The 22,029-nt window shown below is 43.3% G+C and carries 23 protein-coding genes; 4 read left to right on the top strand and 19 right to left on the bottom strand.

What is annotated here, in order from left to right; all coding sequences use genetic code 11:
- The first annotated feature begins 10 nt into the window (after positions 1 to 10).
- The 4 genes from ACFFLD_RS15860 (at position 11) to ACFFLD_RS15845 (ending at position 1,741) form a co-directional block, all read left to right on the top strand.
- On the top strand, positions 11 to 154 hold the full coding sequence (locus tag ACFFLD_RS15860) for a hypothetical protein (RefSeq protein ID WP_386042066.1): 144 nt from the start codon (positions 11 to 13) through the stop codon (positions 152 to 154).
- 508 nt (positions 155 to 662) lie between these two features.
- Entirely contained in the window at positions 663 to 806 is a 144-nt protein-coding gene (locus ACFFLD_RS15855; protein WP_386042064.1) for a hypothetical protein, read from the top strand.
- Between the two features lie 169 nt (positions 807 to 975).
- The gene (locus ACFFLD_RS15850; protein ID WP_386042062.1) at positions 976 to 1,272 is read left to right on the top strand and encodes a PqqD family peptide modification chaperone; all 297 of its coding nucleotides are present in this window, start codon (positions 976 to 978) and stop codon (positions 1,270 to 1,272) included.
- A gap of 13 nt (positions 1,273 to 1,285) precedes the next feature.
- The gene (locus tag ACFFLD_RS15845; protein ID WP_386042060.1) at positions 1,286 to 1,741 is read left to right on the top strand and encodes a lasso peptide biosynthesis B2 protein; all 456 of its coding nucleotides are present in this window, start codon (positions 1,286 to 1,288) and stop codon (positions 1,739 to 1,741) included.
- A gap of 103 nt (positions 1,742 to 1,844) precedes the next feature.
- Here the strand turns inward: ACFFLD_RS15845 and ACFFLD_RS15840 are convergent, their stop codons facing one another.
- The 19 genes from ACFFLD_RS15840 to ACFFLD_RS15750 form a co-directional block, all read right to left on the bottom strand.
- Positions 1,845 to 2,876 carry a hypothetical protein gene (locus tag ACFFLD_RS15840; protein ID WP_386042058.1) on the bottom strand — a complete coding sequence of 344 codons (1,032 nt, stop codon included), beginning with the start codon at positions 2,874 to 2,876 and terminating at the stop codon, positions 1,845 to 1,847.
- 247 nt (positions 2,877 to 3,123) lie between these two features.
- Positions 3,124 to 3,318, bottom strand: coding sequence for a hypothetical protein (locus ACFFLD_RS15835; protein WP_386042056.1), 195 nt, complete (start codon positions 3,316 to 3,318; stop codon positions 3,124 to 3,126).
- A 151-nt stretch (positions 3,319 to 3,469) separates the two neighbouring features.
- Positions 3,470 to 4,501 carry a hypothetical protein gene (locus ACFFLD_RS15830; RefSeq protein WP_386042054.1) on the bottom strand — a complete coding sequence of 344 codons (1,032 nt, stop codon included), beginning with the start codon at positions 4,499 to 4,501 and terminating at the stop codon, positions 3,470 to 3,472.
- Between the two features lie 275 nt (positions 4,502 to 4,776).
- Entirely contained in the window at positions 4,777 to 4,968 is a 192-nt protein-coding gene (locus ACFFLD_RS15825; protein WP_386042052.1) for a lasso RiPP family leader peptide-containing protein, read from the bottom strand.
- Between the two features lie 166 nt (positions 4,969 to 5,134).
- Positions 5,135 to 6,412 carry a Vi polysaccharide biosynthesis UDP-N-acetylglucosamine C-6 dehydrogenase TviB gene (gene tviB / locus ACFFLD_RS15820; protein WP_386042050.1) on the bottom strand — a complete coding sequence of 426 codons (1,278 nt, stop codon included), beginning with the start codon at positions 6,410 to 6,412 and terminating at the stop codon, positions 5,135 to 5,137.
- Positions 6,412 to 7,455, bottom strand: a complete 1,044-nt coding sequence (galE, locus tag ACFFLD_RS15815) for a UDP-glucose 4-epimerase GalE (protein ID WP_386042048.1) — start codon at positions 7,453 to 7,455, stop codon at positions 6,412 to 6,414. The genes tviB and galE overlap by 1 nt, the downstream gene beginning before the upstream one ends.
- 29 nt (positions 7,456 to 7,484) lie before the next feature.
- A complete protein-coding gene (locus ACFFLD_RS15810; RefSeq protein ID WP_386042046.1) occupies positions 7,485 to 9,038 on the bottom strand; it encodes a hypothetical protein in 1,554 nt (517 codons plus the stop codon).
- A gap of 16 nt (positions 9,039 to 9,054) precedes the next feature.
- Complete coding sequence (locus ACFFLD_RS15805; RefSeq protein ID WP_386042044.1) at positions 9,055 to 10,038, bottom strand: D-2-hydroxyacid dehydrogenase; 984 nt, start codon at positions 10,036 to 10,038, stop codon at positions 9,055 to 9,057.
- Complete coding sequence (locus ACFFLD_RS15800) at positions 10,038 to 10,874, bottom strand: hypothetical protein (RefSeq protein ID WP_386042042.1); 837 nt, start codon at positions 10,872 to 10,874, stop codon at positions 10,038 to 10,040. The genes ACFFLD_RS15805 and ACFFLD_RS15800 overlap by 1 nt, the downstream gene beginning before the upstream one ends.
- On the bottom strand, positions 10,871 to 11,539 hold the full coding sequence (locus tag ACFFLD_RS15795) for a sugar transferase (protein WP_386042040.1): 669 nt from the start codon (positions 11,537 to 11,539) through the stop codon (positions 10,871 to 10,873). Before ACFFLD_RS15795 ends, ACFFLD_RS15800 begins: the two co-directional genes overlap by 4 nt.
- Complete coding sequence (locus tag ACFFLD_RS15790; RefSeq protein WP_386042038.1) at positions 11,536 to 12,648, bottom strand: glycosyltransferase family 4 protein; 1,113 nt, start codon at positions 12,646 to 12,648, stop codon at positions 11,536 to 11,538. Before ACFFLD_RS15790 ends, ACFFLD_RS15795 begins: the two co-directional genes overlap by 4 nt.
- Before the next feature lie 2 nt (positions 12,649 to 12,650).
- Positions 12,651 to 13,886 carry an ArnT family glycosyltransferase gene (locus ACFFLD_RS15785; RefSeq protein ID WP_386042036.1) on the bottom strand — a complete coding sequence of 412 codons (1,236 nt, stop codon included), beginning with the start codon at positions 13,884 to 13,886 and terminating at the stop codon, positions 12,651 to 12,653.
- Positions 13,879 to 14,955 carry a glycosyltransferase gene (locus tag ACFFLD_RS15780; protein ID WP_386042034.1) on the bottom strand — a complete coding sequence of 359 codons (1,077 nt, stop codon included), beginning with the start codon at positions 14,953 to 14,955 and terminating at the stop codon, positions 13,879 to 13,881. Before ACFFLD_RS15780 ends, ACFFLD_RS15785 begins: the two co-directional genes overlap by 8 nt.
- Positions 14,956 to 14,988: 33 nt before the next feature.
- A complete protein-coding gene (locus ACFFLD_RS15775; protein ID WP_386042032.1) occupies positions 14,989 to 15,924 on the bottom strand; it encodes a sulfotransferase in 936 nt (311 codons plus the stop codon).
- A 247-nt stretch (positions 15,925 to 16,171) separates the two neighbouring features.
- Positions 16,172 to 17,317, bottom strand: coding sequence for a glycosyltransferase (locus ACFFLD_RS15770; RefSeq protein WP_386042030.1), 1,146 nt, complete (start codon positions 17,315 to 17,317; stop codon positions 16,172 to 16,174).
- A 175-nt stretch (positions 17,318 to 17,492) separates the two neighbouring features.
- Positions 17,493 to 18,680 carry a hypothetical protein gene (locus tag ACFFLD_RS15765; protein WP_386042028.1) on the bottom strand — a complete coding sequence of 396 codons (1,188 nt, stop codon included), beginning with the start codon at positions 18,678 to 18,680 and terminating at the stop codon, positions 17,493 to 17,495.
- A gap of 24 nt (positions 18,681 to 18,704) precedes the next feature.
- A complete protein-coding gene (gene murB / locus ACFFLD_RS15760) occupies positions 18,705 to 19,673 on the bottom strand; it encodes a UDP-N-acetylmuramate dehydrogenase (RefSeq protein WP_386042026.1) in 969 nt (322 codons plus the stop codon).
- The gene (locus ACFFLD_RS15755; protein ID WP_386042024.1) at positions 19,661 to 20,929 is read right to left on the bottom strand and encodes a UDP-N-acetylglucosamine 1-carboxyvinyltransferase; all 1,269 of its coding nucleotides are present in this window, start codon (positions 20,927 to 20,929) and stop codon (positions 19,661 to 19,663) included. Before ACFFLD_RS15755 ends, murB begins: the two co-directional genes overlap by 13 nt.
- Before the next feature lie 159 nt (positions 20,930 to 21,088).
- Entirely contained in the window at positions 21,089 to 22,015 is a 927-nt protein-coding gene (locus ACFFLD_RS15750) for an ATP-grasp fold amidoligase family protein (RefSeq protein WP_386042023.1), read from the bottom strand.
- Positions 22,016 to 22,029: the final 14 nt, after the last annotated feature.

Here is a 22,029-nt window from a genome sequence, read left to right as displayed (position 1 = left end):
GGAGATCAACATGTTACATATGGATCGCAAGCCCTATGACGCACCGGCACTACAAGAACTGGGTGCAATGAACGAAATTACTGAAAACGGCAGCCAGAACTTTGCTGATACTTTTCAAGGCCAAGATGGTACTGCGTTCGATATCGTTTCCTAATTCATTAGGAATGCTATATCGACAATAGCGAGCCGCATGTCACTTTAGTGACATGCGGTTAATTGACGCCACTCATTAGTCTAATCTCGCCATATAACGAATAATTGATCCTTGGTTACTTTAATGAACGCTGTTCATACGCTGCTTTCTGCTTAATTTATTTTCCCTCTCTCCCATCTGCCAGACCACCCCGCTTGCCCCACTTCACCTGTATTTTTCCAAAATGATACCTTGTAGGGCTCAATGCCGTTGCCCTAGAAAACCTTCCCCTCCCCCCCATGCCTCCCATTACTCTACAACCGGGCAACCGACCCGTTAATTCTTACCACTGATTCAGGATGTTATATCAGCTCAAGCTATTCAAGCTCAGCCGAATTGGTAGTAGCAGAATTCCCATAAAGATTAAAGTAAATGAAAGTAAACAAAAGGTGTGGACGTGTAACTAAACAGTTACTATAGTGTTGGTGTTGCCAAGGGTCTGGCAACCCTGCCATTAAAGGAGAGCTACATGTTACAAACAGAACGCAAATCATATGAAGCTCCTACTCTTCAAGAGCTAGGTGCCATGAACGACATTACCGAAGCTGGTGGTTTGCCCAATTCCGATACAGTTAACGGTAGAGACGGCACCGCATTTGCTCCAGGCTCTTGATTCAGGGTGCTGGTAATAACGACACCACGCCGCATGCCACTCTGTGGCATGCGGTGTTTTTGCGCTTATAAGAAAATTGCCAGAATGTTGTTTTCTAGCTGTTTGAAAGCGTGATTTTTGGTTACAATCATATACATAGTTCTTCATTCTAAAATTTGAAACCATTGCGATGACAACGATGACTCTCTCTTCCTCTACTTTGTTACAGCGCAACCCGGATATGGTCGCCGCTAACCTTGACGGCGACCTAGTCATGATGAATGAGAAATTAGGCCGCTATTACGGTATTTCCGGTGTAGGTGCCCGCGCCTGGGAATTGCTGGAAACACCAGCCAGTATTGATGATTTAGTGTCGTCAATTTGCCAGGAATATGACATTGATAGCGCTACTTGCCATCAAGATATCACTCGGTTTGCCCATGATCTGATGAAGGTCAACTTGATTGAGCCAGTCAACAAGGGCTAATGTGTTTAGCCGCTTGAAATCGTCTAACAACAAGGCGATGAGTTTTTTCCGCAAACCAGCTTTTACCAAAAGGTGGTTTGTACCTGTATGGCTACTGCTAGGTATTAGCCGACTGATGATTGTCACCCTTACCTTTCGGCGCTTGGCGCCCTATCTGGGTAAACCGGTCGGCCTATGCGCCTATACACATCTCTTGTCTTCTCAGCAAGAAGCTCAGGCGCTTCGTATTGCACGCGTTATTCGCGTAACAGCACGTTACTGTCCCTGGGTTGCCAATTGCTTTCCTCAAGCGATGACTGCGCGCCTGCTATTAGGCTTTTATCGTATCCCCTACTCTCTCTACTTTGGGCTTTGCCGAGACCCAGACACCAACGAGTTTAAAGCTCACGCCTGGGTAACGGCAGGCCGTATACCGGTGTCAGGTGGCCAAAGCTTTCATCTCTATACTATCGTCGGTTGCTATCTATAACCTTACTGCAAAGTAGCGAATATTAATAAATCTTGCCCATAAAAAAAGGCAGGCGAATCGTGCCTACCTTTAATGCCGATGAATGTTTATTTTAGCCTGTTACCTAACAAGAGAAAGAGGCATCAGCCTGGGCGTGTATTTCATCAAGCAACGGTTTTAAATTTTGATCCATATCGTCTAACGACCATGGCCGCCGAAAGCGGTAAACACGAATCTGCTGAGCCAAGCGAATGCATTCACGCATAAGCTGTTCATCAGTGTTGAACTCACTGCCCAGCTCAGGTCGGTAAATAGCCCCCATCACCGTTTTAAACGCCTCTACGCCCGATAGCTTCGTTAAACTAGCCGGCTCACCCTCTTCACAACGCTCCAATTGCACTAATGCATTTAAGCGATGAGCATCGTAGCGAACGCCCTTATTCATCATTAAGTGAAACTTATCTGCTCGCATCAAGTCACGTACGAGACCTTCTGTCCCTATACCCAACGCGGTTAACGCATCACGCCAGAGTTTTGCCCGAGCGGGGCCTGGATGAAGCAGCGGTTCCGCTTCGTCAGGCTTGATAACAGCCACATCATCCGTAATTAACGGCCATTGCTGAGTGTAGTGTAACCAAGCGCTCATGGTAGATTTACCCGCGCCTGAATGGCCAGTAAACGCCCATGCCCCTGCAGGTGTCTTGAGCGCGCTGACATGAAGGGGCAACCAATGGCGTTGATGCAACAGCGCCCCGAGCGCGCTACCTAGTAAAAACAGGCGGACATCGCCAGGATCAGCTACTGAATCAGCGCCTTGGGGCATACGGCGGTCAAGTAAAATGCGTTGCCCTTCTTCAACCCGATAGCGGGCAATGCCTTCGACGGTAATCTGACAGCGGTCATCACCAACTTCTAACCATTGCCTAAGCGACTTACCCTCTTCCAGCTTATCGACAACACCAGGCGTCGTGACGAATACATCGGGCTGTTCGCATGGTTCAATCTCAGGAAGTTCGGGCAACTCGAGCGTAGAGCAGATTTTAAGCCCATACGTCAGATAATAGTAACGCTGATTAATAGCGGGAAGGTTGCCCCTTCTTTCGCCTTGATCTGACAGACTATCATCCATGGTGTGGTTAGCACGTCTCTCAGCCATTATGTTTCCCTTGGTATGTCCTGATAAAACATTGTTACTACACTAATAAAGCATTGTTTTATATAAGAAGCCTACGATAAAACTATTTAAGCTCTAAAACAGTCGTTTATCAATGCAGTGCTTAATTTTAAATTAATGAGCAATAAAAAGCCTGCAGTTCCCTGAAAACCTGCAGGCTTTGAAAGCTTACGCTAAACTTTCCAAGCTGAGAAACATCAGCTCGGCAACTAATATCCAAAAAGTATGATTAGGAAAACTCAGGCTCAGGATGATGCCCCCAATCAGGCCTGCCGCCATGTTTTTTATAGAAATAGTGCTTCTTAATAGCAAAAAGCTTCTCAAAAAAATCAGGTGAAAAGAAAAACTCCGTTTTTTCTGCCATTGAGCCGATCTCTACTAACGCAGGACGCTCATATACTTTTCGCACTTGGATCTTTGCCATGTCTACGCTCCTTTTTGCTTTTTATTGCCTGGTTTGCTCAAAGTGCCAAGTAATGATGAGAAAACCATGCTACGTATAAAGTGACTGACTATTCAGCAAAGACAATTTTACATTTGGTTACCAAAAATTACTATAGAGAAAATAACAATTGCTATCCTAGTTCAGCTTTTTTCAGGATAGGCGCTAAATGATTATCCATATCCTCCAGGCTCCATGGGCGACAAAAACAATAGACGTGCATGGTCATGGCGAGCTTTTCGCATGCTTGCACTATCTGCTCAGGCGCCATGAACTCACGACCAAATTCGGAACGGTAAAGCGTATCCAGAAGTAAAATGACGGCCTCATCACCAAACACCTCGGTAAGCCGGGACCGACTACCGTCACCCCGTTCCAGCACAACTAAATGCTTAAGAGGGGCTAAAGGGGGCACTTCACTCGAGCCTGGTACAGGGATATGAAATTTATCGACACGGCTTAAATCTCGCTGCGCTCCGCTCATATCAATCTGCAGCGCTTCTAATGTCTCTTTCCACAGCTTGATTTTACGTGGGCCGGCATAGAGAAAGGGCTGGCTATCCTCAGGTTTTACCACCGCGACATCATCGGTCACTTGGGGCCATCCTCGACGGGTATTTAGCCATACTCCTAACGTTGATTTACCGGCACCTGAAGGGCCGGTAAACGCCCATAACTCTCCTGATGGTGCTTGAACAGCATTGATATGTAGAGGTAACCAGCCACGCTGATACGCCAAAACGCCAAGTGCACTGCCCAAGAGGTAAACACGAATGTCGGCTGGAGAAGCAGCAGACGCTATTGATTCGTTCACCCGGCGGTCAATAACAATACGCTGCCCTTGCTCTACGCGATAATTAGCAATGCCTTCAATCCACATCTGGCACTGGTCGTCTGCCATTTGTAGCCACCGATTTACCTGACGCCCCCCCGCCAAAGTATCATCGACATGCCCAGCGATAATTTCGATATCGGGATGGTCACAGGGAGCGATAGCAACCAGTTCGGGCAAGGGAATATGCGACACCAGCGAAAAACCATAAGTACTGTAAAAAAAACGCTCACGGGGATGTCCCTGTGTGCCTTGGCGTTGATCTTTTGGAGAGCCTGTAGAAGACATATCCAGTGCCGTTGCAGCAGGTGAAGGAGTACGGTCATCGCTCATTCAAATGACTACCTTATTTCAGTGAAACAGCGGAATATTTGAAGCAGCATTTCCGTTTTATTTCTAAAGTTTGGATTGCAAACATGGAAACTACGTATTAGCTAATAAGAGGCATCATTATCGAGATGATCAATAATATGTCGTAAATCCAGCAGTAGTGATATAAAAAGGCCTGCAGCTCGAACAACGCTGCAGACCTTAGGGTGCCTAAACTAGTTGGTTTCTCAGATATACTTAAAACAACCAGCTAGGATCGCCAAGCATCATTACTCGGCTTATGAATCAGGGCTAAATGGAGCGCCCCCTGGATTTGCATTTATGTTGGCATTGGGATTTGCTCTACCACCGCTTCGAGGGCCAAACGGGCCATTAAAACGATTGGTACCATTTTCAGTGATTTCAGATAATGAACCAATTTCTACCAGTATAGGACTTTCATACGCTTTACGCGTTTCGTTGACTGTCATGACTACGCTCCCTATTTTTTATTGATTGGTTTGCTCGAGAAGCCTAGCAAAAGCGCTGAAAAAATATGCCTGGTACTCGTGCTCAATTTGACACGTCTTTCTTTATACTTTGTTACTAAAAATCATACTACGACGCATGAAAAAAAGCATTATCTGAACACCGGGATTAAAGCCTCAAATCAGCCTGGCCATTGGGCAACACGTATTTTAAGTCATAAAGTACGTGTAGTGGTTTACCCCACTCACGCATGTCAGCAGCAGAAAGCTCTTTAAACTCGTCATGTGCCACCGCTAGAATCATCGCGTCATAGGCGCCAGCATCCGGCGCTTCTATGGGTGAAATACCATAGGCTTGTTCAGCTTCCTGCTTATCAACATGCGGATCATAAACATCTGTTTGTATGTCATATTCAGCCAGCTCAGCCAGAATATCGACTACTCGGGTATTACGCAGATCAGGGCAGTTTTCTTTAAACGTTAATCCCATTACCAAGACACGTGCTTTTTCAACGTGAATACGCTTTTTAATCATTTGCTTAATAAGCTGACTCGCCACATAGGCACCCATCCCATCATTGATCCGGCGCCCTGACAGAATCACTTCAGGGTGGTAACCCACCTGTTGCGCTTTATGGGTTAGGTAATAAGGGTCGACTCCAATACAATGCCCGCCTACCAGCCCTGGTCGGAAAGGAAGGAAATTCCACTTTGTTCCAGCTGCCGCCAATACCTCTTCGGTGTCGATACCAAGCCGATTAAAGATAACCGCCAGTTCATTAATCAGGGCAATATTGACATCACGCTGGGTATTTTCGATAACCTTAGCCGCTTCCGCGACACGGATACTGCTCGCTAAATGCGTGCCCGCGGTGATAACACGACGATAAAGAGCATCAACAAATTCAGCTGCTTCCTTGGTTGAACCAGACGTCACCTTTTTAATGGTGGTCACACGGTGCTCTTTATCACCTGGATTAATACGCTCTGGGCTGTAGCCTGCGTAGAAATCCTGGTTGTAAACCAACCCAGAAATACGTTCAATCACAGGAATACAGTCTTCTTCCGTCGCGCCGGGATAAACGGTGGATTCATAAATGACCACATCCCCTTGGCTTATTACCTGGCCTAGCGTCTCGCTAGCCTTAATGAGCGGGGTTAAATCGGGGCGGCGACTTTCATCAATCGGTGTAGGTACGGTAACAATGTAAACTGTGCACGCTCGAAGCGCTTCAAGATCACTGGAAAAACTAAGCTGAGTAGACTCTGCCAATAACGATGGCTCTACTTCCAAGGTTCGGTCAATTCCATCGTTCAATTCTGCAATGCGCTTTGCATTGATATCAAAACCGACGGTAGGCATCACCTTACCAAACTCCACCGCTAGCGGAAGACCTACATACCCTAGTCCGATGATTCCCAAACGAACGTTGTCCATGCTCAGCATTACGATGTCCCTTCTGATGTAGTGTTAATGTTAGTGCGATACCCGTTGGGATTTTGGCGTTGCCAACGCCACGTATCGGCCATCATGTCGTCTAATCCCCGCCGGGCCTGCCAACCAAGCTCAGCGTCGGCCTTGTTTGAATCCGCCCAGAAAGCATCCAGGTCACCTTCTCGACGCGGGGCAAACTGGTAAGGAATAGAACATTCGCTAATACGTTCAAAAGCTTCCACCATCTGAATGACGGAGAGCCCCTGCCCAGTGCCCAGGTTGTAAATGTGCGCACCCGACAACGTTAGGCGGTCCAATGCGCTGACGTGCCCCTCCGCCAGATCCATCACATGAAGATAATCCCTGATACACGTCCCATCGGTAGTGGCGTAGTCATTGCCGAAAATGGTCAATGATTCACGACGTCCTACCGCCACTTGGGCAATGTAAGGCATTAAATTATTGGGAATACCCTGCGGATCTTCTCCCAACCTACCCGATGGATGCGCTCCAATCGGGTTGAAGTAACGAAGCAGTGCCACCGACCAGCTTTGATCGCTTCGAACTACATCCTCAAGGATCTGCTCCACCATCGATTTAGAGGTTCCATAAGGATTAGCAGTACGACCACGCGGCATATTCTCTTGATAAGGCACTGGTGCGTCGGGGCCATACACTGTTGCCGATGAGCTGAATACCAAGCGAAACACCCCAGCCTGCTGCATGGCTTGGCATAGCGTCACGGTACCCGCTACGTTAGTGGCATAATAAGCTAATGGCTGTTCAACACTTTCACCGACCGCTTTTAGACCCGCGAAATGAATCACTGCGTGAATACTGTGCTCATTAAACAGCTGGTCAAGACAGGCGCGGTCACGGATATCGCCTTCGATAAAGGTTAAAGAGCGATCAGCAATTTCTTCTACACGGCGTAGGGACTCTTGCGAGGCGTTGCAGAGATTATCGAGCACCACCACATCGTGACCGGCTTCAAGCAGAGAGAGAGCCGTATGCGATCCAATATAGCCAGCGCCACCGGTAACCAAAACGTTCATAGTAACTTCCCGCTTACAGCATTATTTATTTAAAATCTGTTAACCCTGAAAAATACATTTTCAACTAGCACTTTAACCCTACCTTTAGCAGACGTACGCTGAGAGGTTGGAATAGCAAGCACACCAGGCCACAGCTTTTCGCATACAGCCAAGTGCATTTTGTCTTGAAGCCGGTCTTCAAAACTGGGGGTAAGAAAGTTATTCATGAGAATACGGTTATTCATGATAGCGGTAGCATCATGATAAATATCGTGATCTTGCATTCCTAAAGAGGCACAGCAGGCAGTCCTATGCTCCCAAAAGAACAGGTCGTAGTCATCATACCCTAAAGATGAAAACCCAAATTCCCCTTTACGCTTAAACTCCTCAAAATAATCATCAACCCGCTTTAGTAGATGACGAGGATAAAATGCTTTTTTATACAGGTTACTCATAGCGCGTGCGTCAAGCTCCGGAAAATTCTTGATACCAGAGCGCTTTGTGTACGTAGCTCGTCCCACTTCCGACGCCTCTCCCTTAACTTCCAGAGCGTCCTTGGGAAACCAATGTAGCAAGGCAACCAGCTTTTTAAACTCGGTTGCTTTATGCTTGCGTAGATAAGCCGAGCTTCTATCCAACACGCCAGCTAACTGATTAACCTCCTCAGAGGGCACGTTTTCAGTGTCTAACACATGGTGCTTAACACCGATTTTCTTAGCAAATTCGTGTACTTTATTGGCTTCAGCAGTTTCAACCTGATTGCCACAATAGGAGTAGGCCTCGATTTGCTGTCGCCAATCATGAAAAGCTGACAAACTGATACGGCTATCTTGTCCAAGAGAAAGGCTGACGCGTACGGGGCGACTAGCAACATAAAGTTCAGCCGTTTTCTTGAGGATATTGGCAGACTCAAGCACCACTTCTGTAAAAGTTCTACTGTCTTTATCCAGAGGTTCACGCGGGAATATTCGAACTCTTTTTTTCAACAAGGAACTTATATATACGTTCGCGCCTAATAACTCTATACCTATGAAAGGGCTCTTATAACCAGGCAAATGCTTTCGGCCTACGCTATAGAACCCAGAATCAATGATTTCTTGTACCTCACTATCCCTTTCACTTCCCACCGTCTCGGCCAATAGCTGAGAGTGAGAAGATAAATAGATAGAGTCATCCTGCTGGTAGAAATAAAGTGAAGCCAAGGCAGTTGCATCACACAGAGCACAAACAGCACCATTTTCAATAAACATCAGTCGAAAACGGCCTGTCAGCTGGTCTACGTAGTCAATTAACTCGGGTCGTAACCTGCCGTCTTCCAACATACCGACTTCGTTTGCAAGGAAGTGGTCGACGATGTCTTGCTCAAGCTCGCCCGTAAACGGATTAACAGCATTGCCTACCAACACAACAGCCCCAGTTTTATGAACGCTAGAGAAAACCGCTGCCTGGGGATGGTGCCGCAATATATAACCGTTGATTTCTTTTGTTGCCCACGTCTCAAGCTCATTCCATACAGGTGCTGATACATCGGCATGGCGGGGATATAGGGCAAAACCACGCGCAAAAAGCATATCGTTGATATTAAAAACGTTATTCATAGTCATCGTATATCCCTATCCATTAATAACCCGCCACTTGATCAACTAACGTGACCATGCGCTGCCCTTTTGAAAATGCATTATAATTATCAAGAAATACATGCAGTGCCCGCTCAAGGTAGTGCGGCGTGGTTCCGGACACATGCGGTGTAATCAACACATCGGTGCGATTCCACAAAGGGGATGTTGAAGGCAGCGGCTGTTGCTCAAATACATCTAACGCGGCGCCTTTTAGTATCCCAGCCTCAAGCGCCCTTAGCACTGCATTACCTTTCACTACTCCGCCACGTGAGATATCAATCAGTACCGCCCCAGGCTTAAGCTGATTCAAGAAGACATCGTCGACTAAGCCGCGGGTCGCTTCTGTGAGCGGCAGGCAACACACCAAAAAGTCGGTTTGCGTTAGTTCTGAAGCGATATGTTCGGGCTTTACCACTCGATCAATGCCGGCTACCGGACGTGGGGTGCGTTGAGTCCCCACCACCTGCATATCAAAAGCCTTCGCTCGTTTTGCAAGGCACTGTCCAATATGCCCAAGCCCTAATACTGTCAGTTGGCTACCGGTTAACTCCCCAAGCCAAGTACGCTCCCAACGTGCTTGCTTGGACTGGTCATGGAAGCGGCCGAACTGCTTGGAGAAGTGAAGCATTGCGCCAATAGCGTACTCGCTCATCGGCGCACCGTGGACGCCACTGCTCTTGGTCATCACTATGGAGGTTTTATCAAACTCCATTTCCCATATCTTTTCGACACCCGCCGAAAGGAAATGAATCCAGCGATAGTCGGCAAGCCGTGCTAAAGCATCAGGTAGCCACGGCAAGGTGGGCGTAATCACTACATCAAAGCTAGCATTACCGGGCACGGCCTCGATGCTATCGGCAAACACGATTTCCACCGACGGTAACGCCACCTGCAACGTATGGCTGACCAACGCTTGCTGCTGGGCAAGCACGTCAGGTTTCTGAAGATAGAGAATGCGTCGGATTGGCTCAGAAGATAGCAACATTAGGCACCTCCTTCGCGACGTCCCAATCGATAGGCACAGTCAGCAAGTTGTTCCTGGTTGGCCAGTAAAGAGGCCTCGTCAGCGCTATGCCAATACGCTTCGGCCTGGCGCAACTTGGCGATTTCCGCAGGAAAGTCGAGGGTTTCAAGCAAGGCCGACGATGTAGCAGCACCGGAATGAAAAGCCCGTGACAGGATGATCCACTGCGACCCCAGGCGCACATGTTCGCCCAGTACCGTTTCAGCGGGCAGCTCACCTTGCCCAATACGTGCAACGCCGCCAACTCCCCATGTCATCCCTGCTTGATTGAGCACGGCAGCAGTTGGATCTAATAAGCGCGCGGCCATGGGCTCGAATAAAAAGTTAAGCCCCAGACTAAGAGACAAGTCATTAAGGCCTATGTGTACTTCGTCATAGCCCGGCGTCAGCAAGTCCAACCAATCAGGTAATCGAACCAAGGAGGGGGCTGTTTCAGCAAGAAAAGTAACGGGCACCCGAACATTAACGATATCCAAAAACTTACCAACCTCTGCTCGAGAGGAAAACATTGGCAACATCAGCCGTTGCGCGCCATGCGCGATAGCACTGTCGACTTCTTGATGGGTCGAACCATGCAGGGGGTTAAGCCGCACCATTAACTCGGCTTGTTTCAAACGGCTAGCAACGGCGGCAATCTGTTCAAGTGAATGAGCCGCTTTATGCGTATCCAGGTGCCCCTGGCGTTCTGCCTTGCCCATCACCTCCTGGTCCATAAAGATACGGGATACACCTTGCTGCTCAATAAACGACGCAACGTCAGGGCTGGCGGTGATCATCATAAAGTTGAGCTTGCTCATCGCATCGCCTCCTCGACGTCACTATCACGGGGTGACTGTCCATTAAGACGGTCGCGATAGGTACGCCAGTTCAAGCCCGGTTCGCCGTAAATTCCGCTACCTGTCAACACGACCTTTACCGTCAACAACAAAATCTTGATATCAAACACCAGGCTTTGCCTATCCACATATTCAGCGTCATGAGCTAATTGCTGAAGCCAGCCCAGGCTACGCCGCCCTCTTACCTGGGCAAGCCCTGTTAATCCGGGGCGCACACTGAAGCGTTTTTTGTAACCAGGCGGTACCACTTCCGTCTGCTCCATGAGCACGGGACGAGGGCCAACGACGCTCATATCGCCTTTAAATATGTTGATCAATTGAGGGAGTTCATCAAGACTAGTAGCACGTATGAAGCGACCAGCACGCGTAATTCGCGGATCGTGACCGGCACTGACCACCTGTTCTTGATGCTGATCGACAGTACCAGGTTCACGATGTCCCATGGTGCGAAACTTGAATATTTGAAAAGGCTGTTGGCCACGTCCAGCACGCTGTTGCATAAAAAAGACCGGCCCCTTGCTATCCAGTTTTATCCACACCGCTACCAATAACAGCAAGGGCGACAATACGATCAAGCCGACACCGCTGGAGGCCATATCGAAAAGCCGTTTAATAGCGTTCTTCATACCAACTCCATTGCCTCAAGAATCACTTTATTCACCTTATGAACGTCGTAATGGCGCTCAACCAAGGTTCTGGATGCCTCGGCCATCTGCGGTATTAATTCGGGTTGATCGATAAATTTGCGCATCGCCTCAAGTAACGGCGCACTAGCACGCGGTTCTACCAAAAACCCGTTAACGCCCTCCTCCACTGTTTCCCGACAGCCAGGTGCATCACTGGTTATAATAGGGCGCCCCATGCTCATCGCTTCGAGCACTGAGCGTGGCGTACCCTCACGGTAGGAAGGCAACACAAACACCGAACACTGAGATATCCATGGGCGAACATCCGATACGCCACCAATAAACTCCACGCCGCCCTCTTGTTTCCAACGCTGCAGGTCAGCAGCAGAGCACGAGTGAGGTAAGCTGGCGTCATGCGGCCCTACCGCCATAAAACGCACCGACGGGTACTCCGTACGCAGTTGGCCAGCCGCCTCACAGAACTCAGCCACTCCCTTTTCGGTCAACAGACGCCCGATGAAAAGAAACGTTAATTCGTTTTCAGGCAGTGGCGTGGGGGGAAAGCGCTGTATATCCACACCAGAACCATAGGTGCGCACAGCCTTATCAGCATTATGTAGTATCCCTCGATCAGTGAACTCCTTTAGATCGTCAGGATTCTGGAAAAAGACTTTATGATTACAAGCAAGGCCAGTACGGTAGAGTAGCGACACCACCTTTTGTAGCCGGCGATTCCTGGCACTGTCAGTGGTAAATACATGGCCAAGACCAGTGATCATTGAATAAATACGCGGCACACCGGCGGCCTTGGCAGCGAGGCTGCCATAGACAACAGGCTTGATGGTATAACCGAAAACGACCTTAGGCTTAACCTGACGAATAAGACGATAAAATGCCCATAGCGTTTTCAGATCATGCACCGGATTAATACCGGTACGCCCCATTTCAATGGGATAAATAGTGATGTCTAACTCTTCCACTTCAGGAAGATAATCCGCTGTAGGTACGGCGGCAGCTACCGTTAATCCAGCACTCCGCATATCGTGTATCAAATCACCACGGTTGGCGATCAACGAGCGAGCATTGCCAGCAAGTATCAAGACGTCCAAGATTATTTCCTTGTTAAGCGAATTCGTAGACTTTTAAAAGATGAGGCGGCAAGAATAACGAATAAACCAAGCAACTTGGTCTTATGTCGAATCGCTGTGCCAATATTGTTAACACCCAGCGCAAACACAAATGTAATGGCGCCGAAGATGAACAACATTGCTAAGCATTCCTCTCTCTGTTTCAGCTCATTCCAGCCGCGATAGACACGCCAAGCCAAAAACCAGTAAAGGACCGATGAAATTAGACCTGTTACTTGTAGTGGACTTCTGATATCCCAAGGGAACGGGGAGAAGTGAAAATAAATGATACGGGCGGGTATCAACCAGGGTTGCGTAAAAGGGTTGCCTTGAGCAACAAAGCTCGGATAAGCAGAGCCCCCTGTGGCCTCTCCAGCAAATCGTTCCTCAATCGTATCAGTAATTCCTTCGTCAGACTCGCCGCCTAGTTCGACCCCCTTACCCAAGGAAATTCCGCCGCTAAATGCGATTATCCCTACTGAAAAAAATAGCATGCCGACAGCTAATAGCACTTTGCTTGCGTGTAATTTAGTGACAAAACGCTGACGATCTCTAACAAGGCTACGATAAAGAAAGTAAGCCAGATAAGCGGCGACGCCAAAAAAAGCAGCGACCCATCCAGGATGGAAAAGAACAGACACACCAAAGAGCAAACCGCCCCACACGAGGCCAAGGGGCGATTTTCCAGCGACCCAATGGATATAAAAATAAAGGCCCATTAGGAAAAACATGATGGCTATTTCTTCTCGCATAGCGAGAATTGAGTTGAACGCACCAAAGGGATAAAGCGCCATGATCATGGCGGCCCATATGGCGGTACGCTTACCCCAAAGTTGATAGCAGATAATAGCGGTTATCACGACAACCACATGGCCAAAAAAGAAACTGGTAGCAATTAAAAATAGTGATGATTCCCCTACCACCTTCTGGAAAAGCCCCCCGAGCCACGCATAATAACTGGAACTAAATAAAGGAATACTGTTAAAAATTTCATGCCACTCCATATTGGCATAATGCTGGGCATGACTAATAAATCGGGAACTATCAGCAGTGGCACCAGGAGGGCGAAAGACTCTCGTATAGTCTAGAACAAATAAAAACACACGAAACAAGTAGGCAAAGACTAAAGGCCATATTAACCAACGGTGTCGGTAACCCATCCAGAGGCAATAAACCGCACTAAGAACAAATAGAATTAAAACAAAGGAGATTTCAAACATGAGAGGACAACTGATTGGTCAAGCTTTTGTAAAGGTCAAGATGATTATCGACCGCATTATTTACTGTGTAATGAGCAGCATTATCAATAGCATTTTTATGAAATTTTATACGTAGCAACTCGCTCTCAATAAGTTGCTTAAGTTTCATTGTATAATCCTCGACCTCTACCTGAGCGACAAGGCCATTACCTACGCGTTCAACGATTTCCGAGCATCCGCCAACATCCGTAACGAGTACCGGCAAACCTGTTAGCGTTGCCTCGATCTGGACAATGGGCAAGCCCTCCCAAGCGGACGACATGATAAAAAGGTCGGAATCATGGAGCAATTGTTTAACGTTATTACTATTACCAATAAAATCTATTTTATTAGCAATATTTAGCTCCTCAACCATATGCTTTAATTTAGCACTTTGAGAACCTTCACCCGCGACAGTAAGTAAAAAGTCCATATTTCTAAGCTTAGAAACAGCATGAAAAAGCAACTGGTGATTTTTCTGAACTGACAGCGTACCCACAGATACTAATTTGAGAGGCTTATTAGAACTGTATTCTTGTTTGGGAATGATTCTGGCACTGTCTACGCCATTATCAATATGAACGACTCTTTTAGATGTCACCGTCTTCAAAAGCGTTACACAAGCATGACATATACCAACATAAGCTGATGTGCGTATATCTAAAAACTTATAAAAAAAAGGCTTAGCTTTTAGTTTAATATTATGATGAGTATAAACATGAGGGATACCAAATTGAAATAAAGCGAAAACAGCCCCATAGTAAAGGTGAGAGTGTATTATATCAGGTTTAAAACTACGGCAATAATGTAAAAGGCTAATTATTCCTTTCAAGAAATTTTTTCGACATGCATCCCCTAGAAAGCCATATTCAACTCCGTATTGGTCAAGCTCGGCAAGAAAAGATCTCTCAAACTCAGCATCACGACCAGATTCAGAGGCACGATCAAGTAGCACAACAAAAAGCGAATTTCCTTTTTCCGACATAGACTTGGACAGATCTTTTACATATATTTCCGCACCTCCAGCCGCTGCGGAAGAAATGATATGCATGATTCTCATCAATTACTCCAAAATTAAAACCTATTATGGTAAATATAGATGTCTTCTCATTCTATCTTCAATTAAAGCTATTTCCTTAGAATATTCAGTACAATTATACATTTTTACCTTAGAAGAAGCCTCAGAAAAGTTAAAACTATTAAAAGCGCTAGGCCTGCTTTTTAAACCAATAAAAGACTCCAGCCTTATCAACACCTCTTCAAAATTAAAGAATATATCTTCAAACCATACATCAACAATCTTACAATCACTGTCTTTATCTAGCATAGACAACATACGATCATACCTTGGTAAATACTCATTTATAAACGCTATGGAAGCTTCTTCAGGCTTCATAAGATGATAATTTTTCTTTTTCTTTCTTAAAAGATCAATAAACTGATCTCTTGGATCTCGCCTAACTACTATAAACTTCATATGATCAAATATTTCCGCTATTACATAACCATATTTTTCATCAAAAAGTAACCTTGGAGATACTAGTTGATCAATAATAATTTGATCGTCAGCATAACAGCAGCTTTCCAAGGATTTGATATATTTATTCATTATTTTTTTTATTTTTATTCTTCGTGAAGATGAATCAAGGCTATTCATATTAATAATAAGCCACTCTAGTTCTTTTAGCATATAACTAGAATATAAAGTAAAACCAGGCAACAACTTTTCATATGATCTTTTTCTTTGACGATTAACAGGAATTAAAGCACTGACGCCAAAAGGCAAACGTCTTAAGAAAGCTAAAAAAAATCGGCTTGTAACCGGGCTGCTTTCGCCAAATTCTATAAGGGACTTACTTACCTTTACAAATTCTTCTTTTTCAGGTGTTTCACCAAAATACAATTTAGAAGCAATATTATAAAGACCAGACTCACCTATGCGCAGCTCACCTTTTACTACTTTTACCTCATCTTCATAAGAAGAAAAAATATCAATCCATGGTGTAGAGCCAGTCGACACTGACCCTCCTATTGAAATAACCATTATTATTATCTCTCAAATTGACCATATAGCACCTTATATAAATATTACAATAAAAAGACAAATTAACCTTAGTAAATATTTATGAATCAAAATAGTAAAAAAGAATTAAAAAATAAAAATATTTGCAACACTAATCCCGTAGAAAAGTATTATTAAATTTGCGGTGTTATTAAAGCTTAAGAATTTGACCAAAACCACAGTGAGTCAAACATTGCAACTTTTACTAGAAAACAACTTTTTCATATAAGTCTTCTAGCTTTTTGATTTCCCTATTAGTAGAAAAACCTGCTGTTTCTATTTTTTCCCATGCATTACCTCTTTGTGAATTCATATGAGCATAATCAATTAATTCATTTTTAACGTAAAACAAGATAGCACTTACCCATTCATAGTAATTACTATTAGATACAGAAAATTGCTTGACGCTATTTTCATCAATTACTACTTCTTTTGTGATTTTATTCGAAATAAAACACGGTAGCCCACAAGCTTGAGCCTCCAACACGGCGTTGGGAAACCCTTCATAAAAACTAGGAAATATAAACATATCCATTGCTGAATATAGAGCTGGCATGTCTTCACGCTTACCAAGAAATAATACGTTATTCACCAAGCCTAATCTAGCAACTAAATTTATAACATTCTCCTTAAGACCACCATCACCAATTAAAAGTAGCTTTGTGTCTTCACCTGAATCTATCATTTTTTTCAATACATTTACTGCAAACTCTTGATTTTTTGCTGGTACAAAGGCACCGACGTTACCAAGTAAAAAAGTAGTATCATTAATGCCTAATTCTTCACGAAGAAGCCGTCTATTTTCACTTGAAAAACGAAATCTATTTAAATCGATACCGTTATTATAGACTATGAAATCGTCACCTTTACCAAATAGCCACTCCCCAGCAAGTTGACTTACAGAAATTTTAGTAACTCTATACCTTAATCGTTGAATGCGAATTTTATTGATTCTGTGTAGCCACTGTGTTAAATGTGAGCCAGCGGCTCCAGCATTCCTACTGTGGATAATCACTTTTACATTATTTCTTAAAGCAACTAGAACAGGCTCAATATAACTTAACGTATTCACATGAAAATGTAGCACATCAAAGTCATGCTCTTTAAATAACGCCTCAAGGTCCCTCTTATTTTTTTTAAAATTAATCCTTCGAGGTGTTATATTGTGAAAAACACACCCCATATCCGACAATTCTTTATAAAAGCAAGGCAATGACGTTGTAGAATTAATAAAAGAAAACTCGAATTTATCGGCATTGACACCAGTGGCTATTTTATGCAAGTAAGTCTCTATGCCTCCACGATTTAAACTTAATCCGAAATGTAAAACTTTAATTTTATGCTTATTCATAATAGCCAAATTAACCTATATAAATTTAGTGGAACCGACGAATTGCATCCTTAAATAAAATAAAAAACTATTACTTATGAATAACACTCTTTAACAGTATATTGAACCTAAAGTGCATCAAAATATGATTAATAATTTTCATTTATCTTATAAATAGGCTCATGCATTTATAAAATTATTTAGATATGACTTTTTTAACCAAGCCACGAGAAAAAGAAATATATTTTTGGACTTTGAACCAAGCGTGTTGCTTATAAAAGCTTACAGTAGATTCAGGAGTGAGATTGCTATAAAAATCAATAAGCTTACAAACTCCTTTTTGGACCTCATGATTTTCATTAAATAAGCTAACTACCCAATCACTATAAAGGCTCGGATTTTCCTTATGGTCTAAATAATTAAAGAAATCCTGTAACGCAGTTTCTGCATTAATACCATCAAAAACACTTAGTCTTGGAGAAAAATTTTTATAAAATGCCTTGTCATAGCTTTTAGGTGTTGTAAAACATGGAATTTCAGAACCTTTAAGAGGGAAGAAAACAAACTTACCATATGACATCCCCTCCATAAAACTTCTGCCCGTTCCGATCACCACATCTGAATAAGATATTAACTCAGCCGCTTCAATATAATATTCAGGAGTTACATATAGCTCTACACTTTTAATATCATCAACTAAAGACTTAATCTCATGGAAGACATCCTGGTCCTCCACATTGCCTACAATCGCTAAAAAAACACTCTTATCACCATATTTATCTTTAATCCTCTTAAGCAGTGTGATGCTTTGCTTAATACTTTCTTTATAAGCTTTCCCTATTCTTGCAATTCTTATTAACTTAATACAACTTTCACTACACTCTTCAAACGGATTTGTTCTTTTATTATGTTGTGATGGAGAAGGTGCTGTAACCCGATTTGCTATTAATGCAATTTTTTGAGGTTTGGCGATAACCCTCTTACGCAGTAAATCATAATCTTCCCCATGAAATACAACCATGTTTTTATACACTGGAGAATATGCTTTAAAACCAGAACCACCTGGCTTTGTAACCACCAAGGGAATATTAAATTCAGCAGCCATCTTGTTAGCAAATATTGCTGAATTATTATCATACGCATGAATGGTATCTGGCTGCGTTATTCCTGATATCTGTTTCGGCTTAAACTGATCAAGCTCATTAATGCTAAGCTTAATAAATATTATTTCCTTCTGATTTTTATATGCTTCCGGAAAAAAATCACCTATAACCAAAATCTTAAAGGGGAGAGGCATCTCTTTTGCTATATTCAAAAGAGAATAATAGTGTCCGCCACTACCTGTGTTAATTCCAGAAAAACATCCGATAATAAAAACTATCATATGCTCACATTTCACTCATTTGTTTTATCTATCTAAGATACTATCTATAGATACAACTTTCCCATCAGGGGTAACATAAAGGGCTTCAGGCTCCATATAATAGCCAGTACTGAGTTTAACCTTCTTACTGATCTCAGCGATTAGCTTTAAAACATCACTTGCGGTAGCGCCACCTGTATTTACTATAAAATTAGCATGCTGTGGTGAGACTTGTGCCCCCCCCTTCCTGATACCTTTAAAACCCAATTTTTCAATAGCCATACCAGGGGGGCCTATCTCAGAATACATGGCAGGGTTACTTTTAAACACCGAACCACAATTAGGTAGCTTACGTGGAAATTTCTGTCTCCGACTTGCTAGTATGCCAAGCATATTATGACGGATATCTGCACCTCTTCCTTTATCAAACATAAGCGTTACAGAAGTAATCGTTTCATCGTTTGATTGATATACCGAATGACGATAGGCAAAACGACATTCAACCGCCATTCGAAGCGTTATGTCGCCAGTAGGGCCTACGCTTTCGACACTTATAACATTACTGCCGATCCCTTTCCTCTGGCTGCCACCGTTCATGCACACTAGGCCGCCCAGCGTTCCTGGAATGCCACAAATATGTTCTCCACCAGTTAAGTCTGCCATCATCAACTGTCGCGCTAATATAGGCACCCATACACCCGCTTGCGCATATACCATATCGTTATCGATAGTGATGCGAGAGAGGTGATTACCTAGTTGAATACAAGGCGCGCGCAGTCCATCATCAGCAAACAGCAAATTGCTAGTTGAGCCAATAGTAAGGTGGTGAACATCATTACGATAGAACCAGCGACGTAAATCAGATAGCTGGCACGTAGAAGAAGGACGTATAATTAAATCTGCAATACCTCCAATACCCCATTGGCTCATTTGTGCGAGCGAAACCTTTTGATGCACTCCACCTGGGCAAATTTCATTTAACTCGGCAAGTCCAGCAGCACTTATTCGCTCCATTGCGCAATTACACCTAGTGATGCTAGTTTCTCTGGTAAATTATTATAACCCCTTAAAGCAAGTTCAACATCATTAACTTGACTTTCCCCTTTGGCACAAATTGCAGCCATGATTTGAGCCATACTACCCCGTAGATCAGTAGACTCAGCATTTGCTCCCTGAAGCTTATTAGGCCCGTGTACTATAATTTTACCCGACTGCGCGTTTATCGCATTAGGTGCGAATTTTTTAAGCTCTAACGCATATGCAACGCGTTCAGGGTAACGGTAATCAAATACAGTAGAGCGGCCATTAGCAAAGAGCCCTAAAAACGCATAAAACGACTGCATGTCAGATATAACACCAGGGTGAGTACCCGTTGCTAATTCAAAAGGCTGGATGCCATGCGGTCCAATACAGTTAGGAGACACCATTACAGTATTACTGTTTCTAAATAAATCTAAACCAGCATCACGCAAGTGGATTAGAGGTACTTCCATAGTTTCAAATGGCACGTTTTGTACTAAAACAGTGCCTCCTGTTACTGCAGCTAAAATAATCCATGTTAATGCTTCAATTCGGTCTGGCATAATATTGAATGAGGCACCACGCAGTAAACCTCCAGCACCCTGTACACGTATGTGACTACTACCTTCTTGTACTATATCCGCTCCCATTTCCCGTAAAAATAAAATTAAATCATTAACTTCGGGAGTTATATAAGCATTGCGAATTAACGTTTCTCCCTTAGCAACTGATGCACACATTAAAGCATTTTCAGTACCACCTACTGTAGAAATAGGAAAGTCAATTACTCCTCCTTTAAGCTCTCCTTCAACTAAAATATAATCAGCACACTCTTCTACTTTACAACCAAGCTGTTTCCACACCATCATATGCAGGTCATAACCGCGACTCCCTATTTTACAACCGCCAGGATAGGGTATTTTTACACTGTTTTTATGTATTAATGCACCTGCAGCAAGTAGGTAAGTTGTACGAATAGGAAGATCAAAATCTTTAATGCTATCTGTAGAAATTGTAGCAGCTGTAATTTCTAATTCAGAATTAGCAAAATCTTCTTTAATTTCAGCTCCCATCATCCGCATAAAACTAATTTTAGCTTTTACATCTTCCAACAACAAAGGGAAGTTACGCAATGTAACATTGCCTGATGATAGTAGTGCTGCAGCAAGCACACGTGTTGCACTGTTTTTTGCACCACTGACAGTAACCGTTCCATTAAGTACCTGTGGTCCTGATATAGCTACTTTCATTATCGGCAATCTCCTATATTAAAGTATTAAATTCGAATTAACGCCATCTTAAATATTAACTATATAGCCGTTTTATATATTTTAAAACACTAAAAATCATTAAATATTTGTTAAATAAAAATTAGTGCTTTATGCCTGTAGTATAATAGTTACTAAAACCTAACCTTCATATACCCATTTTTTGCCGAGCTCAAAATCAAATTCTTCCGGCTCAAAGCGCGCATATCCGTTATTTGGACATTCTGTAATTTCTCCAAAATAAATTTTTCCTTCTAACTCGTAGAGATCGACTCTAGAAAAATCAAAATGCTGACCAATTTTTTCTGCAACTTTAATCATTTCTTCAATTATGGGGTTTAATATATATGTATTATCGAGTTCCCCTTTATTATGCCTTCTTACTGGTAGCCTATTAAGGTCCCTATCAAAATGAGCATAAAGAGGCTCCTCATCTCGACCAGTTATTATTTGTACTAATTCAACCTGTCCATGAAAAACATAAAACTTATAATCTTCTAGAAGAGCATTGGCCTTTGTCGAATACATTTTTTCTACAATATACTCTCTATCCATTTGAGTAGCTGGCCAGACTAACCTTGCAGGAGCATAGGGCTGATTTTGCCATTTCATTAATTTATCTTTAACTAACTTCCAATTTTCTAACTGAGGATTTTTTATAAAAATATTCATACCGGAAGCCCATGCTGCCTTGATAACAACTGGTTCCTTTATTTTTTCAAAAACGAAATTTTCTACATCTTTTATAACATATAAAATAGGTATTAGATTCATCTCCTGATGTAAATTATTTTCGACTAACCAATCTCTTACTTTTAATTTATTAGTTACAATAGGCCAAACTGGGGATCTACAAAAAAGACGCCGATGTATTGACTTCTCATTAAATCGAATTGGGTTATTTAGATTTGGAACGTAACCTAATTGTACTGCCCCCTTTAGCTTAGTATATTTAAAATTACTTTCCTCCTCTTTTTCCAAAAATTTACTATAACTTTTATACCTCCCTGTCTTTTGTAAATAAGTTCTATACATTTTGAAGTATAATTTATATAAAATTTCCATCATATATTCTCTTGTTT

Source organism: Vreelandella sulfidaeris, assembly GCF_042429665.1.
Classification (GTDB): Bacteria; Pseudomonadota; Gammaproteobacteria; order Pseudomonadales; family Halomonadaceae; genus Vreelandella.
This window is presented reverse-complemented; position numbering and strand designations above follow the sequence as displayed.